Raw genomic sequence first — 15,337 nt, 5'->3', positions numbered from 1 at the left:
GTCATGGGGGTTATTGCTCACCTTTGCTTAACGGGGTCGGCCTTTCTCTTTGCCCTTGAGGGCTATTATCGGCTGAAGTTAAAGGCAATGAAGGTGGCCAACCCTAGCTCTATTCGTGAGTTACAGCAATGCCAGCAACAGGTGGCTCAGGAAATCGGTAGCGGCAGTTGGCGCGAGTACGTGCAGGTGGTTGGCCAAGTCACCACGTCTCAACCCTTGCTCTCGGAAGTGAAGCGTATTCCCTGTGTTTATTACAAAACAATCATCAGCCGCGAGTATGAAAAAGAGGGGAGCGATCGCCACAATCGTCGAGAACGCCAGTCGGAAATTATTGGCCGCCATGAGCAGTCAACCCTATTTTTTCTGCGAGATCATCAGGGGGAAATTGAGGTAAACCCCCTCGGCGCTGAGATTGAAGCAATGCAGGTCTTAGACGAACTGCGGCCTGCGGATAAACCCCATTCTTTTGCCTTTTCCTTAGGGTTCTTGTCATTGAATTGGCGCTTTGGTAGCACGACGACGCTGGGTTATCGCTATCAGGAGTGGGTGCTGCCCTTGGGGCAACCTGTTTCAGTGGTGGGCATGGCCTCGGATCAGGGGGGGGTACTCCGCCTGCAAAAGCCACAAAAGCGGGGACAAAAATTCATCATTTCCCTGAGTGTTGAGGATCAACTTAGCCAGCAGTACAAGCGGCAAAAACGGAAAATGACCTATGCGTCCCTCAGTGCTGCCCTCTGTGGTGTCTGTGGTTTAGTCTTGGCCTTGTTTTAGGCTGGGCTTAGTCCGGTTCTTGCTTGGGGTTTTTAGGTTGTACCCAGATGATCCGCCGCTGATTGGCGGCAATTAAATTGGCCTCCTCTTGGGCAATGCGCTGCCGTGCTTGGGGTTGGCGATCGCGCTCCTGTTCCAGTTGCAATTCCTTAACTCGTGCCTCCAGCTGCGCCACTTCTGCTTCGAGGGCATGGAGCTTTTGCAGTTGACTGAGTTGATAGGGCACCAGCTTGGCGATCGCCCCTAGGGCAAAGGCGAGCAGGATCAGATTCACTGCAATTTTGGCACCCGCTTCCCAAGCGATCGCAGGAATTTTTCGAGGAGAGTGAACCATGACTAAACCATGAACGGCGAGTTGTCTATCAGTATAAAAAGAAAAAAGCAGCCCCCTTGTCTTACCAACAACATCGGGAACCGCCTGATAAATTTTAGTTTGGAGAAATGACGTTATGCAGCCAGTTAGCAATAACAGGCGCAACTACTTGTACAACTCAGTGGACAGCCGAAATGCCAACACCGCAGGCAGCAGAGCAATCACAAGGGCAACGTAAACTTGGGTATCGGTCAGCGCCATGAACAACTCCTTTGTGGAATAACAGTCGCGATCAAGTGCTGTATTTATTACTCCATAGGCGCTTACCTTTGGCAACGCTTGCTCATAGTTTGTAACATTTCGCAGCTAGGTCTCCGGGGTCACCCTAGGACGCCAGTGGGGCAGCCGTCGCAGGAGAGTCAGCATCGAGAGTCCCGTGGCCAGAAGTGTCAGCAAACTCAGACCCACCAAAAGAACATAGAAGGGACGCCCCACCTCGCCCCAATAGGTTCCCTGATGTAGGCTCAGGAAAATCGCCGCCTGTTCTTTGGAGAGGCCAAACCAGTTGCGGCCAAGACGATAGGCCATTCCCGTCGTGGCACTCACAAGCAAAGGCAATGCTGCAATGGCAGCCAAAAGATGATGCAGCCGCCGTGCTGACCACTGCGCCGGGAGCGATCGCCCCCACAGGAGAGCCAAACCCGTGGCAATGATTCCCAGCAACCCCAGACCAATGACCAACACATAGAGCGGCACGCCCCATTCCCCCAGATAGCGGCCTTCATGAAGGGTCATCATCGCTCGCCCAAAGTCTTTAGATAGCCCAAACCAACTGCGCCCAAGACGATGGGCGATTCCCGTTGTGGCGGAGATCAATAGGGGTAGGGCAAAGATCACCACAAGGAATTGATGCCCCTGACTGCTGATCTTGGCAAGACGCTGTTTCAGAGCACTCATCGTTCCACCTTCATTGGCAAGGGAATCGTCAGTGTAAAGGCCGTACCGCGATCGCCCTCGTAAGGACTGGTGACCCGCAGACTGAGGCCATAGGGACGCAGCAAATCTTGCGCGATCGCCAACCCCAGACCACTGCCCTCAATCCCACTGTTGGCTTGAATCCCGCGGTAGCCCCGTTCAAAGAGCCGTGACTGCACCTCCAAAGGAATCCCACAGCCAGTATCCCAAACCGTTAATTCTAAGACTGCGGGCGTGAGGGTCAAGCGCAAACCAATGGTGCCGCCTTTGGGGGTGTACTTAAAGGCATTATCCAGCAGATTGCCCACGACCTCCTGAAGCACCCGTTCCTCTAGCCAGATGGGCGGCAGTTGGGGCGGTCTCTCCACGACAAAGGTTTTGCCCTCCATTTCCGCACGGGCTTGGGCGGCGGTGATCAGTGGTGAGAGGGTTCCAGCTAGATCGAGGGGTTTACCCGCAAGGGGTAGGGGCTGGCTGCCCGTGAGGGCGGGAATCTCGTTGCGCTGTTGGCGATAGTCCTCCAACAATGCCATGAGCCGCTCTGTTTCCTTGGCAATGCCTTCGGCGAGAGGGCGCCCTTGGTGATCGGGTTCCAACCGTTTGAGCAGAAGCTTGACAAAGGTGCGAATGGCGGCCACGGGATTGCGCAGTTGATGGAGCAGGTCATCAAAGCGCTGTTGCTGTTGATCCAGTGGGTTGGCAGGGGAGTGGCTGAGCCATTGTTGCCGTTGATCCAAGACGCAGGCGATCGCCAGTGTTTGCGCCACCTGTTGCAATTGTGCCTGCTCTGCCGCCAGCCAAGGACGGTGTTGCCGCTGCGCCACCAGTACCCCCAAGACCCAATTTTGGTACATCAGGGGCAGGATCAGTTGATTGGCCAAGGACGAGACGACCTGTTGAGGGCGATGGCTTAACGGGGTCTCTGCTGCTTGCGTTGGCGGTGGTAGGGTCGGGGGAAACGGTAAGCTCAGGGGGGCGGTCGCCTCTGGATAGACAGCAACGGGAGACCATGAGGGGGAGTCGTTGAGGGTTTCACTCAGATAGACCGCCAGTGAAGAGGCACCCAAGCTGTTAACAACGAGTTCTAATTGGGTACGACAGAGGGCAGCAAATTCTTCACTGGCTGGCCAGAGCATCTAGGCAGTAACCCCGGAGTGACTCGACGATTGTGGAAGCAGCGCTTGAAAATCACCACTCCCCTTTGTATATTCTTCCAGCAATTGCTTTTCAATGGGAAGCAGGTTGGGATCCGGATCCGCCTCCTGTTCTTTGAGGGTTTCTTCAATGAGTCCCATCTGCTCCTCTGCTTCAGCAAGGGCACTGAGCAGTTCTTCATTGATGGGGGCATTGCCGTTTTGACTTACCAGCAACTGGTAGCGATCGCGCAGATCATTGAGTTCCCGTTGCATCGCCTCTTTTTCAGCCGTGAGCTGCTCTGTCATTTGTTTGTAATATTTGAACGCCATCAGAAAAGGAACGAGTTTTTCCCGCAGCGTCATGTGGTCAATATCAAGTTTGGTATAGCGTTCTGCCAGTTGGCTATAGGCTTGGCACAGACGTAGGTAACGTTGGCTGAGATTATCCATAGGTTATCTAAAGAAGTGGCTGTTGACGCGCTATCCCCTATCATAAACGGGCAGCCCATTGGTCACCATTGTCGCAGCTTCACAAATTGAAACAATGTAAAATAGGTTACAAAATTTCGAGTCTCAACTTACTAGTGATATAGTTTCTTAGTTATTTCACATAAGAGTACTACGCAGAAGTGTTGAATTCTGCAACAAAACTTGACATTCTAAGTGACCAGTAGCTCTGGCAGCCAATCAAGGCTCCAATGCCCTATCGAGCAGCGACGACTGAGTTCCAGTTGCAAATATTGCAACTCGTCCAATAGCTTCTTCCCAAAGTATTCAGGATCACTCAGATGCTTTAGATTTGTCGCTATACGAAACACCGCTTGATTCTCGTCAAAAAACTGAACTACCCAAGAAAGCCGGTTCCAGACAGTATTTCAATCTTCGACTGAGTATTGATCCTGTATAGCTGAAATTTCGTCTATTGGCAGGATGTAGCATTGGATTGCTACTGCTATCGATAGTTTGTAATGTGCCAAAGGCAATACATTGAGTGCGAGCAGAGATAGGCAAAAGAATCTCTATCCATCTTGGATCCCACTTATCATCTGCCGCTGCCCCCATAAAATATTCTCCCCTTGCCTCATCCAGCACATACTTGAAATTCGCTGCCGCGCCCAAATTCTGGGCTTGTCGCACGTAGCGAATCCGTTTATCCTTAGCGGCATATTCCCGACAGATGGCTTCCGTTTGATCGGTTGAAGCGTTGTCTGAAATGATCAATTCAAAGTCGGTGAAGGTTTGCGCCAATAATGAATCGAGTGCGTCACGAATAAATTTTTCACCGTTATAAACTGGCATACCAATACTAACCTTAGGTATTTGCTTCGTTACGATGGATGCCGATATAGTGTAGTCAGTCATACAACGTCCTACGATTGAATGCCTTTAAATCCTAAGCCAGCCTAGATCAATAGCGCCGCACAAATACGCGGTGCAGCAAAGGTAGAAGTAAGAAGGGTAATGGCACTGGCGAATAATGCCCAAGCAGCAGCACTAGGGACGGTGGCGGCGGGCAAAAATTGCAGTACCTCTTGCCCCTACCGTAGCATAGGGTGGCGTTACCCAAAGAATTGTAGGTACCTAGAGAGCAACAGCCACTCAACTGACCCGAACTGCAAAAACTGATAAAGACGTGCTGCAGCCAAGTCATGCTGTAGGGCTCGTAAATACAGGTGCGGGATTCCAATGCTCCAAGCCTGGCCTAGTGGTGGGGCATTTTCACCCGCATTATCGTTTATTACAAGCCCTCCACTGAGTCGGCATAACTATAGAGTTCAATCCCTAGCGCCTCAGCCACAGGTCGTGCACGCGGATCAACCATTGGCGAAATCACAATTTTGCGGTCAATTTGGCGCTGGTGATGCCGCGCATAGAAATTTACCTTACGGTCAAAAATATACATCCCTGCCTTATCAATAGAAGATTTGATTTCACAGGCAATGGTTAAGCCATTTTTGATAATCAAGTCTAGCTCCACTTGATCAGGGCGGCCAAAGACTTCACCCTCATGGTCGTAGAGGGTTAAGTTCAAAACCTCAACCCCAAAGGATTCCGTCAAAATGCCAGCGAGGGCGTTGCGAAAGCTGGTTTCTGAAGCAATTCCCCAGCGAGCACCAAGGGCACCAATTGTACTGTCAAACCGCTTGTCAAGACGCCGAATCTCTGCAAGTTGCTCATGCCACTTGCGATCCTGTTCTTCCCAACGCTTGGCCTGTTCCTGCCAGCGGCGATCCTGTTCTTCCCAACGTCGAACCTGTTCTTGCCACTTGCGGTCTTGCTCTTCCCAACGCTTGGCCTGTTCTTGCCAGCGGCGATCCTGTTCTTCCCAACGTCGAACCTGTTCTTGCCACTTGCGGTCTTGCTCTTCCCAACGCTTGGCCTGTTCTTGCCAGCGGCGATCCTGTTCTTGCCACTTGCGGTTCTGTTCTTCCCAACGCTTGGCCTGTTCCTCGCGATCGCGCTGTAGTTCCGTGAGGATACGGTCAAACTTGATATCTGCCTCACGGCGAGGCAAAGAAACGTCCAAGACCGTGCGCAGGATGAAATCTCTCAAGCTGGGGTCTTGAGCCACAAGCTGCGGTAGCTCACGCTGAATGAGCGCAATAATTTCTTCTCGCTCCATTAAAACTGGCTATTATGAGATGACCTGTAACCCCATTCTAAAGATTTCCGCTTCAAAAGGATGACTACACCCTCCCTGCTATCTTTAAGTCTATTTCGGCTGATCTTGCATCATAGCTCCCGCTTCAGGTTCTGGTCGGTCGTACATAGTGGGGAGTCAAAGGGGCTACTTCTCAAATGAACTATATCTACTTCATTAAATGGGAGGGCAAAATAATATGGGGCAAGATGGGTCGTAAGTCATCCACCGATACAGGACCAAAGTTCATGATTGTTGGGTATGCCAGCGTAAAGTCCACGAGTGTGCCCCGCCGCCCATAGCGACAGCGGCCGCCATCCACAATCAGCGGTACCTGCTCGCCGTAGTATTTTTGGGCATCCTCAAAGTTGACAATCAGTTCCGTTCCCACCTTGACCGTTGCTGCCACTAAAAAGAAGGGCAAAGCCCCCACTAGATCGTAAATGAACTGGTCGGGACAGGCCAGATAAACACAGTTAAACCCCTGCATAATTTGTGGATCGAGGTGGGGTTTACCCTTGACAATCATGGTGACAGGATAGGGAAAGTGATCCACCATGGTTTTAGCATCTCGAGAGAGTTCTGCCACTTCAGCAGCGCGATCGCTCCGCGTGAGAATAGCCAGAGGTTGCTCTGTACTAAAGTGTTTGAGACGGCGTAGGTTCGCTATTGCCCTTGGGCTGGTGCCATTCACCACAAAGCTATAGACGGTAGCCATGGGCAAAATAATCACTTCTTCTTGCTGTAAATAGCGCTCAATAGTGGCAAAGCTAGTGGGATGGGCAGCTAGCGATCGCGCTAAGGGGGTCATGGTGCGTACTCCAGAACCAGTGAAAAGCTAAAGCTATTGTTTCTTGATCTTGAGCCTACACCCTATGGCCTTTAGAGGGAATTGAGGAAAGATAAGATGTGATGATGAGACGGATAAGGCGATCGCAGGGAGTGCAGTTTCAATTACCCTAGAAAACTGAAACAATGTAAAATAGGTTACAAAACTTTTAGGTGGGTCGTGATCCCCGGCTGACGAGAGCCAGTGCCCAAATGGCCATGGGTCGCAGATACATACAGGCACGGAACGTCCCATTGGCCGTAATCGCCTCCGGTGTACGAAATTGCAGACCATTCTCGTAGATTTGCCGTACCACCACCTCGGCTAAGCGCCATGCTTCGTGGGTCATTCCCCGCTGCCACAAAAAGGCGGCCAAGCCAAAGTTAATCCCTATCCAGACTTCAAGGGGATGGGTAGCGTGGGGGTTTTCGGGTTGACCATTGGGCAATAAACCGTTGGCGGCACCCAACTGGCCATTGTGAAATTCGAGAAAACAGATGTCGTAGATTTTTCGCAGGGTGCGATCGCAACAGTCTGGGGGCACAATATCCGCCAAACCCAAGAGTTGGGCATAGAACTGGCCACACAGTTGATCCGCCATGATCACATCGGAACCACTGCCGGTATCGAGACGATAGTACTCGCCATTCCACAGCAGTTGATGGTAGCGGGGGCGAGCTTGCTTGAGCCACTGGCGGTAGGTCTCCACCTGCGGTTGTTGGAGAATCGTGCCGAGGGCGATCGCTGCCTCGAGGGCTGCCAACCACAAGCCACCACAGTAGGCACTGACCCCCTGTAGCTTCCAGTCATCGTAGGTTTGATCCGGGGCACCGCCATTTTCTGGCAGGCCATCGCCATCGTGGTCAAATTGTTTCAAATAGGCCAAGGCCGCCACCATAGCCGGCCAGCACTCACGGGCAAAGTTGAGATCCGTCCCCCCAGTGAACAAAAAGTCCCGATAGACCAAAAGGACAAAGTCAGAAGCTAAATCCTTCCAAAGATTGCAGTCCTGATAAGCAGTGTAGTTCGTCCTTTCCCAAGGATGCTCATTGGGCGCACCGAGATCGTGGGGTACAGCATTGGCCAGTTTGCGAGGGGCTTTGTAGGCGGTTTCGGGGTCACCGCGATAGAAGTAGCCAATGATTCTCCGGGTGGGATCAGCGGTGGGAATCGCCCGCGCAAAGGCACGCATTACGGATTTTTCCAGTTCTGGCCACAGTTGCAGCAGGGCAAAGGAGCCATAAAGGCGCACATCCAGACTTTCATACCAGCGGTAGTCAAGGCATTCTAGAACGGCGAACTGCCCCACGGGGTCGCGATCGCTGGCGGTACTCCAAAGGGTTCCACCACTACTGAGGACGTACAGCTCATTGCACAGAGCCATCTTGAACCAGTCGGGCCAATCGGGGTGGGTGAGAATTGGCGCTTGCCAAGTGCGAATCTGCTGTTGCCATTCCTTGTAATGCTCTAGGCCACGGGCGGCAAGGGTGATAGCATTGGTGCCACTGCGATCGCAAAAATCCGTGTAGCGACGGTAATAGATCACGCCCTTACCAAACTCAGTCACAGGAAAGTCCCACGCCAAGACCACGGGAATTTGTTTTGTTTGCCTAGGTGCCAAGGCAAAGCGCACCGCAAAGGCGGCGGCCACCTGTTCTCCCGCTGCCGCTGGGGTTGGATCATTGACAATTGGTAGGGAACCATCCCCCGAAAATGATTGCCACAGTTGTGCCCCATCCCCCTCTGGCTGCCAGCGACTACAGCCAAAAAACTCACCAAGGCCTGTGGGAACCAATGCTGCCCATTCGCCATCGCCTTCTTGGGGTGGGTTCGGGTGGGGCGTACGGCGCAGTCGCCAACCTTGGTAGGACTCCGTTTGAATCAGTTCATTAAAATTGCCGTCACTTTGACCCCAAGGGGGCGTGTAGGTATAGACGGGACTGCCATCATCGCGGATTTCAATGGCAGAGGAAGGGGTGGTATTGCGAAACCAACCGACGGTATTTTGCCACGAGAACATCAAGCTGAGGGTGAGGGGCTGATCCGTGGGATTGCTAAACGTCCACAGAAATACTGCCACAGGGTAACTGGTTTCTTGGTAGTTGTGGGGCAGAATCGGTGAAAACTGTTCGCAGGTGATCTGGGCGCTAAAGACCCCCTCATAGACAAACCAACTGCGGGGATAGCGGGCAGCGTAGATACCTTTGCCAGCTGGATACCATTGCCAACTGCTGAGGCGGCCATCGTTAGGGGGAGTCCCTAGGGCGTAGGCTTGGGTTTGCTCTCCCTGCTCAAAAAGACTAAATTGACAGGCCGCTAGGGTGCCAAAAATGTGCTCTCCGCCGTCAATATGCCAGAAATTAAAATCCCCAGCAGAAGAACGGCCAATGCAACCTGCGCCAACCCCCCCCAGCGGCATGCCATGCCAAGGGCCATCGTCTAAATTGCTGGCATAGCGAACGCGGTAGGGATTTTCCCAGCCTTGGGCGATCGCCCGTGTCCAGGTACAGTTGGCAAATTCAATCACACCCTTTCTGAAGACCTGTCTGATCCAGAATACCCTTTTAGCGCTGCACCGTCACTTGGCACTTGGCACAAAGACCGAAAAACTCAAGGGTATGGTAGAAAATCTCAAAATGGTAGGACTGTTGTAGCTCAGCTTCTAAGTGCTGGACTGGGCAGCAGTTAATCTGAATCGATGCCCCACAGTGCAAACAGGTGAGGTAGTGTTGATCCTGCTGCACGAGGCTATAGACCAATTCGCCACTGGGCAACGCCCGTGCTTGCACCTCACCATTGATGCGCAGACTATCGAGGGTGCGATAAACCGTTGCCAGTCCTAGGGGAGTTTGCCGCTGCCGTAGTTCCAAAAATAGTTCCTGTGCCGAGAGCGCTCGGCCACTGGCTCTAAGGGCATCGAGAATAATGACTTGGCTACGGGTGCGTCGCGGCGGCATAGCAATAGGACAACATTACCTCGATTTTACCGTTCCGCTCCGGTGGCAGATGGCAAAAAATAGCAATCATCCCATCTCACGCATTTTCACCAAGGTCAACATCCCGCAGATCGCAGTGATAGGTAGTAATGGCGACTCCCCGTTCTTGAGCAAGGCGCTGGGCTTTCGCCAGTCCTAGGCATTCACAGCCGTGACGGCATATCCCTGCTGAGCAAGATAGACGGCATTGCGCCCTTCCCCTTCGACGAGGGAGAGAATTTGCCCTTGGGGCACAAAGTCATGGGCATGGGCTTTGAGGAAATCGTTTGGCTCTGTGCCGTAGAAATAAGTGTCTCCTTGAAAGCGAGTGTCCCACATCAATTATGAGTTCTTTCCCAAAACGCCAGCAATTAAGTAAAGGGAGCCACAGACCACACAGCGATCGCCTGCCCTATCGAGTGCCTCAGTCACCTCCTTAAAAAGACGGCATTCCCCTAACTCAGGGCAACAGGTGTAGGCAAGTGCCTTCAAGTCCTCTAAGTCAGCGCTAGCGTGATCCGGTACGGGTACCAACCACAGGCGATCGCCCCCTCGCAGGAGATGTTTGAGAATCCCCTCATGATCCTTATTGGCGAGCATCCCCACCACCCATGTCACCTCTGTCCAGCCCAGTTGATCCACGTATTGCCGTAGGTAGGCGGCGGCAGGAGCATTGTGGGCACCATCAATGAGCAGTTTGCGCCCTTGCCACTGTAACCATTGCAGTCGTCCCGGCCAGCGGGTTTGTGCCATTCCCTGTTGAATCGCTTCTCGGGAAATCTGCCAGCCTTGAGATTGTAACTGTTGTAGCGTGGCGATCGCGATCGCTGAATTGACCAACTGCATTTCTCCAGCCAAGGGCAAGGGGTACTCGATGCCACCCCACGTCGCCCACCCAGCACGATCAGCAGACCACTGTGCCGGTTCTGGCCAGATCGCTGGGCACCCCAAAGCTTCCAAACGCTGCGCAATCACCGCCTCTGCCTCGGGGGGAACAGGGCCAATGACGGCTGGCACGCCCGGCTTGAGAATACCTGCTTTTTCGCCAGCGATCGCCCCCAAGGTATTGCCCAACCGCTGCCAATGATCCCAACCGATGGAGGTAATCACACTCACCAAAGGGGGCTGACATACATTGGTGGCATCCAAGCGCCCCCCCAAGCCCACCTCTATCACCGCCACATCCACCCGCTGCTGGGCAAAATACAACCATGCCGCCGCCGTGATCACTTCAAACTGACTGGGGGGATAAGCCACCTGTGGCAGTACCGCTTCAATGTGTTGAATCAAGGTCAAAAAGACCTCAGGGGCAATGGGTTCACCATCGACACAAATGCGCTCACACCAACTCAACAGATGGGGTGAAGTATAACGTCCCGTGCGATAGCCCGCCGCCCGCAAAACACTATCCAAATAGGCACACACCGACCCTTTGCCATTTGTCCCCGCAACGTGGATCAAGGGCACCTGTAACTGGGGAGACCCCAAAGCACTCAGCAGCGCTTGGATGGGTTCAAGGCCAAGGCGCACCCCAAAGCGGGCGTAGGGACTTAGCGCCGCCGTCAGCGGATCACTCACAGCCTGATTGAAGCAGATTAGCGGGGTTCGCGGCGACCATTGCGCCATGTGGCCACAATGCGGGAGCCATCTGGTAGCGTAAAGACCCCCTGTCCTTCAAATAAGCCATTGCGAAACTGTCCGGCATAGCTTGTGCCATCTCCGAAGGAGAGCGTTCCAGTTCCATGATACTTGCCCGCTAGAAACTGCCCCTCATAGCGGGTACCGTCGGGAAAGGTGAGCACCCCCTCCCCATGGTATTGACCATTGAGAAACGTGCCCTCGTAGCGTTGACCATTGGCCAGTTGGAGAGTGCCCTTGCCATTGAAGATGCCCTCCACAAACCCCCCTTCGTAGCGTCCCCCATCGGCATAGGTGAGCACCCCCTGACCGTGGTAGCGGCCATTGCGAAATTCCCCTTCATAGCGGTTGCCATTGGCCATTGTGAGGATACCTTGGCCATTAAAGCGACCATTGAGCAATTCCCCTTTGTAGGTGCTGCCGTCGGGAAGTGTCATGGTAACATCCCCGGTGACACGCCGCCCTTCATAGACGGCAATTTGGGCAGTTACAGGAGCTAAGTGCAGGGTTGCACATCCTAAACCAACAAGGCAAGAACTCATCACCCAGCGGTAAATAACAGCAGGATTTGGGTTGTACAGATGAGTCATTACTGGACACTCCACAAGGGTGGACAATTGCAACTTCTCTAACTGGCACAGCTTGTCTCCTATGCAAACTTGGGGAGGAAACTCAAAGCTTTGTCTTGGAATCGGTCTCTGTGCCTGCAGCACTTTGAATAAGCAAGTCCTCAGGAGGGTGGTCAAACACTCTCTTGCGAGACGCAAAGGGTGGTATAGTGCTCCCTTGATAGCGTCTTGAGCAAAATCTTGATTGCAAGGATGTCCTCAAGCGCCCTCCCAACCCCCTGAGTGGGGCAGATAAATCTCTCTGAGTGGGGCAGATAAATCTCTATGAAAGGGGGAAGGAGAATGTACCTCACTGGCAGTTAAAGCAGGGATGAGGGAGAATTGGACATGCAGCTCTCAAGAGGCTGGCTTTCCGAAGGGCGCAGGGTTTTGTTTGGGGAGCGGAAGGTTGTGGATGGGCTGAAACGGCTCTTGGGCAGGGGTCACTCCTTGGGGTTGACCCTAGTATTGACATTGGGGGCGTTGCTGGTTCTCAGCCCCCTACTGGTGGTGCTCTGTACGTCGGGCTGGCCACCGGGAACCCTACCTACCCAATTGTTGCCACCCCAAGGCTGGACATGGCAGAGCTATCAGGCAGCATGGCAGCAGGGACACTTTATCTTGGCCTTTGCCAACTCAACGTTTGTGGCTTTAGCGGTAACGGCGCTCCAGTTGGTGACCTCAGCCCTAGCGGGTTACGCCCTTGCGCGACTTTCGTTTCCGGGGCAACAGACGATTTTGCTGCTGATGCTGGCAACCCTAGTGATCCCATTTCAACTTTTGGTGATCCCAATTTTCCTCATCCTCAAGGCGGGTCATCTGATCAATACCTATGGCGCCTTGATCTTGCCGACGGCGGCCAATGGCTTTGGCGTCTTTTTGATGCGGCAGTTTTTTCTCACATTGCCCGTTGCCCTTGAGGAGGCAGCCCTCTTGGATGGGGCAAATCGCTGGCAAGTCCTCTGGCATATTCTCTTGCCCCTGAGCCGACCGGCCTTGGTCACACTCTTTATCTTTACCTTTATTGGGGAGTGGAATGACCTCTTTAAGCCCTTGGTCTTTACCACTAAGCCAGAACTGATCACAGTGCAGCTTTCCTTGGCCAGTTTTCAGGAGCAGTTCACCAATGATTGGCCGTTGATGATGGCGGCGGCGGTGATTGCCACTGTGCCGGTGATGATTTTGTTTATTTTGGGTCAGCGGCAACTGATTCGCGGCATTGCCACGACGGGACTAAAGAGCTAAAGTTCCGTTCGGAAAACCGTACTGCAACAGGAGTTGCGATCGCCAACCGTCTCTCGCTACATTAGCACTCGAAGGGTGAGAGTGCTAAACAACTGTAAGTGATGCTCTTGCCCCCCAGAAACTGCGCGATGAGCCGTGCAGTGAGTGCTATCAATCCATACTCTTACAATTGGGAGAACAGTACGCTATGGCAGCCGTATCTCTAAGCGTTTCAACTGTGAAGCCGTTGGGCGATCGCATTTTTGTCAAAGTCAGCGAAAGTGAAGAACGTACCGCAGGGGGCATCCTCCTGCCCGACAACGCCCGTGAAAAACCCCAAGTGGGCGAAGTGACCGCCGTCGGTCCTGGCAAACTCACTGAAGACGGCAAGCGTCAGCCCATGGATGTGAAAGTGGGGGACAAAGTGCTGTACTCCAAATATGCCGGTACTGAAGTGAAACTGGCGGGCGAAGACTACGTTCTCCTCTCGGAAAAAGACATCTTGGCCATTGTTGGCTAAGTCGCTGACACTCCTTACATTTCTGTGCGATTTTTCATCACTGTTGAACGATTGAGGTAGGAAACACCTATGGCGAAGCGCATTATCTACAACGAAAATGCTCGTCGTGCCCTCGAAAAAGGGATGGACATCTTGGCTGAATCCGTGGCCGTGACCCTTGGTCCTAAAGGACGGAACGTAGTTCTGGAGAAAAAATTTGGCGCCCCCCAAATTGTCAACGACGGGGTGACGATCGCCAAAGAAATTGAACTGGAAGATCACATTGAAAACACCGGTGTGGCGCTGATCCGCCAAGCCGCCTCGAAAACCAATGATGCTGCCGGTGACGGTACGACTACGGCAACGGTTCTTGCCCATGCCATGGTGAAAGAGGGGCTGCGCAACGTGGCTGCCGGTGCTAACCCCATTGCCCTGAAACGCGGGATTGACAAAGCCACCCACTTCCTTGTGGAAAAAATTGCTGAACATGCCCGTCCGGTGGAAGATTCCAAAGCTATTGCCCAAGTGGCAGCAATTTCCGCGGGCAACGATGAAGAAGTGGGTCGGATGATTGCCGATGCCATGGACAAGGTGGGCAAAGAAGGCGTGATCTCCCTCGAAGAAGGCAAATCCATGACCACCGAACTCGAGGTCACTGAGGGGATGCGCTTTGACAAGGGCTACATCTCCCCCTACTTTGCCACCGACACCGAGCGCATGGAAGCGGTGCTTGATGAACCCTTCGTGCTGATCACCGACAAGAAAATTACCTTAGTGCAAGATCTAGTGCCGATCCTCGAACAAGTGGCTCGCGCCGGTAAACCGCTGGTGATCATTGCTGAAGACATCGAGAAAGAAGCCTTGGCGACCCTCGTGGTCAACCGTCTGCGCGGTGTCTTGAATGTGGCTGCGGTGAAAGCTCCCGGCTTTGGCGATCGCCGTAAAGCAATGCTCGAAGATATTGCCGTCCTCACAGCGGGTCAAGTGATCACCGAAGATGCCGGTCTGAAGCTGGAAAATACCAAGCTGGATATGCTCGGTAAAGCTCGCCGCATCACCATCACCAAAGATCACACCACGATTGTGGCCGAAGGCAATGAAAAAGCCGTCAAAGCTCGCTGCGAGCAAATCCGTCGCCAAATCGAAGAAACCGACTCCAGCTATGACAAAGAAAAACTGCAGGAGCGGTTGGCCAAACTGGCCGGTGGCGTGGCAGTGATTAAAGTCGGTGCTGCCACTGAAACTGAAATGAAAGATCGCAAACTCCGTCTGGAAGATGCGATTAACGCCACCAAAGCCGCTGTTGAAGAGGGGATCGTTCCCGGTGGCGGTACCACCTTGGTGCACTTGGCACCTGAGTTGAGCAACTGGGCGGCTGAGCACCTGACGGGTGAAGAACTGATTGGTGCCAACATTGTTGAGCGTGCCCTTAGCGCTCCCCTGCGTCGCATCGCTGAAAACGCGGGTCAAAACGGTGCCATCATTGTCGAACGGGTCAAAGAAAAACCCTTCGATGTGGGTTATGATGCCGCCAAAGATGAATATGTCAACATGTTCGATGCTGGTATCGTTGACCCTGCCAAAGTCACCCGCTCGGCTCTGCAAAATGCGGCCTCTATTGCCGGTATGGTGCTGACCACCGAGTGCATCATCGTTGACAAACCCGAACCCAAGGACAACAATCCTGCGGGTGCCAGTGCCGGCATGGGCGGTGACTTCGACTACTAA

Annotated in this window: 17 protein-coding genes; 4 read left to right on the top strand and 13 right to left on the bottom strand. The window is 53.2% G+C overall.

Features of this window, described 5'->3' with window-relative positions; translation table 11 throughout:
* The first annotated feature begins 3 nt into the window (after window positions 1-3).
* On the top strand, window positions 4-771 hold the full coding sequence (locus RHJ31_RS11660; protein ID WP_302676700.1) for an E3 ubiquitin ligase family protein: 768 nt from the start codon (window positions 4-6) through the stop codon (window positions 769-771).
* 7 nt (window positions 772-778) lie between these two features.
* On the opposite strand, the gene RHJ31_RS11655 is transcribed toward RHJ31_RS11660, so the two are convergent.
* The 13 genes from RHJ31_RS11655 to RHJ31_RS11595 all read right to left on the bottom strand — a co-directional run bounded on the left by RHJ31_RS11655 (window position 779) and on the right by RHJ31_RS11595 (window position 11,868).
* On the bottom strand, window positions 779-1,105 hold the full coding sequence (locus RHJ31_RS11655) for a hypothetical protein (protein ID WP_149820046.1): 327 nt from the start codon (window positions 1,103-1,105) through the stop codon (window positions 779-781).
* A 144-nt stretch (window positions 1,106-1,249) separates the two neighbouring features.
* Window positions 1,250-1,345: a photosystem I reaction center subunit XII gene (gene psaM, locus RHJ31_RS11650; RefSeq protein WP_011056052.1), complete on the bottom strand. Its 96-nt coding sequence runs from the start codon at window positions 1,343-1,345 to the stop codon at window positions 1,250-1,252.
* Window positions 1,346-1,450: 105 nt separating this feature from the next.
* Window positions 1,451-2,041, bottom strand: coding sequence for a PepSY domain-containing protein (locus tag RHJ31_RS11645; RefSeq protein ID WP_206201210.1), 591 nt, complete (start codon window positions 2,039-2,041; stop codon window positions 1,451-1,453).
* Window positions 2,038-3,195 (bottom strand): HAMP domain-containing sensor histidine kinase, encoded by a 1,158-nt coding sequence (locus RHJ31_RS11640; RefSeq protein WP_302676699.1) that lies wholly within the window; start codon window positions 3,193-3,195, stop codon window positions 2,038-2,040. The genes RHJ31_RS11645 and RHJ31_RS11640 overlap by 4 nt, the downstream gene beginning before the upstream one ends.
* Window positions 3,196-3,645, bottom strand: coding sequence for a hypothetical protein (locus RHJ31_RS11635; RefSeq protein WP_302676698.1), 450 nt, complete (start codon window positions 3,643-3,645; stop codon window positions 3,196-3,198). It abuts the gene before it with no gap.
* 381 nt (window positions 3,646-4,026) lie between these two features.
* Window positions 4,027-4,557, bottom strand: a complete 531-nt coding sequence (locus RHJ31_RS11630) for a glycosyltransferase family 2 protein (protein ID WP_302676697.1) — start codon at window positions 4,555-4,557, stop codon at window positions 4,027-4,029.
* Window positions 4,558-4,933: 376 nt separating this feature from the next.
* Window positions 4,934-5,818, bottom strand: coding sequence for a PD-(D/E)XK nuclease family protein (locus tag RHJ31_RS11625; protein WP_302676696.1), 885 nt, complete (start codon window positions 5,816-5,818; stop codon window positions 4,934-4,936).
* 187 nt (window positions 5,819-6,005) lie between these two features.
* Complete coding sequence (locus RHJ31_RS11620; RefSeq protein ID WP_206201215.1) at window positions 6,006-6,647, bottom strand: L-threonylcarbamoyladenylate synthase; 642 nt, start codon at window positions 6,645-6,647, stop codon at window positions 6,006-6,008.
* A 187-nt stretch (window positions 6,648-6,834) separates the two neighbouring features.
* Window positions 6,835-9,192 carry a GH116 family glycosyl hydrolase gene (locus RHJ31_RS11615; RefSeq protein WP_302676694.1) on the bottom strand — a complete coding sequence of 786 codons (2,358 nt, stop codon included), beginning with the start codon at window positions 9,190-9,192 and terminating at the stop codon, window positions 6,835-6,837.
* A gap of 37 nt (window positions 9,193-9,229) precedes the next feature.
* Complete coding sequence (locus RHJ31_RS11610) at window positions 9,230-9,622, bottom strand: Fur family transcriptional regulator (protein WP_206201216.1); 393 nt, start codon at window positions 9,620-9,622, stop codon at window positions 9,230-9,232.
* Window positions 9,623-9,796: 174 nt separating this feature from the next.
* On the bottom strand, window positions 9,797-9,979 hold the full coding sequence (locus RHJ31_RS11605; protein WP_302676693.1) for a hypothetical protein: 183 nt from the start codon (window positions 9,977-9,979) through the stop codon (window positions 9,797-9,799).
* 3 nt (window positions 9,980-9,982) lie between these two features.
* Window positions 9,983-11,266, bottom strand: a complete 1,284-nt coding sequence (locus tag RHJ31_RS11600) for a folylpolyglutamate synthase/dihydrofolate synthase family protein (RefSeq protein ID WP_315862955.1) — start codon at window positions 11,264-11,266, stop codon at window positions 9,983-9,985.
* Entirely contained in the window at window positions 11,236-11,868 is a 633-nt protein-coding gene (locus RHJ31_RS11595) for an MORN repeat-containing protein (RefSeq protein ID WP_302676691.1), read from the bottom strand. The genes RHJ31_RS11600 and RHJ31_RS11595 overlap by 31 nt, the downstream gene beginning before the upstream one ends.
* 438 nt (window positions 11,869-12,306) lie before the next feature.
* On the opposite strand from RHJ31_RS11595, the gene RHJ31_RS11590 reads away from it, so the two are divergent.
* The 3 genes from RHJ31_RS11590 to groL all read left to right on the top strand — a co-directional run bounded on the left by RHJ31_RS11590 (window position 12,307) and on the right by groL (window position 15,337).
* Entirely contained in the window at window positions 12,307-13,131 is an 825-nt protein-coding gene (locus tag RHJ31_RS11590; protein ID WP_225901698.1) for a carbohydrate ABC transporter permease, read from the top strand.
* A 187-nt stretch (window positions 13,132-13,318) separates the two neighbouring features.
* Window positions 13,319-13,630, top strand: a complete 312-nt coding sequence (gene groES, locus RHJ31_RS11585) for a co-chaperone GroES (RefSeq protein WP_149820030.1) — start codon at window positions 13,319-13,321, stop codon at window positions 13,628-13,630.
* Window positions 13,631-13,699: 69 nt separating this feature from the next.
* Complete coding sequence (groL, locus tag RHJ31_RS11580) at window positions 13,700-15,337, top strand: chaperonin GroEL (protein WP_206201221.1); 1,638 nt, start codon at window positions 13,700-13,702, stop codon at window positions 15,335-15,337.

It is taken from the genome of Thermosynechococcus sp. JY1331, from assembly GCF_031583475.1.
Classification (GTDB): domain Bacteria; phylum Cyanobacteriota; class Cyanobacteriia; order Thermosynechococcales; family Thermosynechococcaceae; genus Thermosynechococcus.
Note: the sequence above shows the minus strand (reverse complement) of the source record. Positions and strands in the feature narration are given on the sequence as shown.

Excerpts from the sequence above, each read along its gene's own strand:
- RHJ31_RS11625 (WP_302676696.1), bottom strand. The coding sequence starts at position 5,818 with ATGGAGCGAGAAGAAATTATTGCGCTCATTCAGCGTGAGCTACCGCAG.
- RHJ31_RS11605 (WP_302676693.1), bottom strand. The coding sequence starts at position 9,979 with ATGTGGGACACTCGCTTTCAAGGAGACACTTATTTCTACGGCACAGAG.
- RHJ31_RS11645 (WP_206201210.1), bottom strand. The coding sequence starts at position 2,041 with ATGAGTGCTCTGAAACAGCGTCTTGCCAAGATCAGCAGTCAGGGGCAT.
- RHJ31_RS11610 (WP_206201216.1), bottom strand. The coding sequence starts at position 9,622 with ATGCCGCCGCGACGCACCCGTAGCCAAGTCATTATTCTCGATGCCCTT.
- RHJ31_RS11630 (WP_302676697.1), bottom strand. The coding sequence starts at position 4,557 with ATGACTGACTACACTATATCGGCATCCATCGTAACGAAGCAAATACCT.
- groL (WP_206201221.1), top strand. The coding sequence starts at position 13,700 with ATGGCGAAGCGCATTATCTACAACGAAAATGCTCGTCGTGCCCTCGAA.
- groES (WP_149820030.1), top strand. The coding sequence starts at position 13,319 with ATGGCAGCCGTATCTCTAAGCGTTTCAACTGTGAAGCCGTTGGGCGAT.
- RHJ31_RS11660 (WP_302676700.1), top strand. The coding sequence starts at position 4 with ATGGGGGTTATTGCTCACCTTTGCTTAACGGGGTCGGCCTTTCTCTTT.
- RHJ31_RS11620 (WP_206201215.1), bottom strand. The coding sequence starts at position 6,647 with ATGACCCCCTTAGCGCGATCGCTAGCTGCCCATCCCACTAGCTTTGCC.
- psaM (WP_011056052.1), bottom strand. The coding sequence starts at position 1,345 with ATGGCGCTGACCGATACCCAAGTTTACGTTGCCCTTGTGATTGCTCTG.
- RHJ31_RS11655 (WP_149820046.1), bottom strand. The coding sequence starts at position 1,105 with ATGGTTCACTCTCCTCGAAAAATTCCTGCGATCGCTTGGGAAGCGGGT.
- RHJ31_RS11595 (WP_302676691.1), bottom strand. The coding sequence starts at position 11,868 with ATGACTCATCTGTACAACCCAAATCCTGCTGTTATTTACCGCTGGGTG.
- RHJ31_RS11635 (WP_302676698.1), bottom strand. The coding sequence starts at position 3,645 with ATGGATAATCTCAGCCAACGTTACCTACGTCTGTGCCAAGCCTATAGC.
- RHJ31_RS11640 (WP_302676699.1), bottom strand. The coding sequence starts at position 3,195 with ATGCTCTGGCCAGCCAGTGAAGAATTTGCTGCCCTCTGTCGTACCCAA.
- RHJ31_RS11600 (WP_315862955.1), bottom strand. The coding sequence starts at position 11,266 with ATGGCGCAATGGTCGCCGCGAACCCCGCTAATCTGCTTCAATCAGGCT.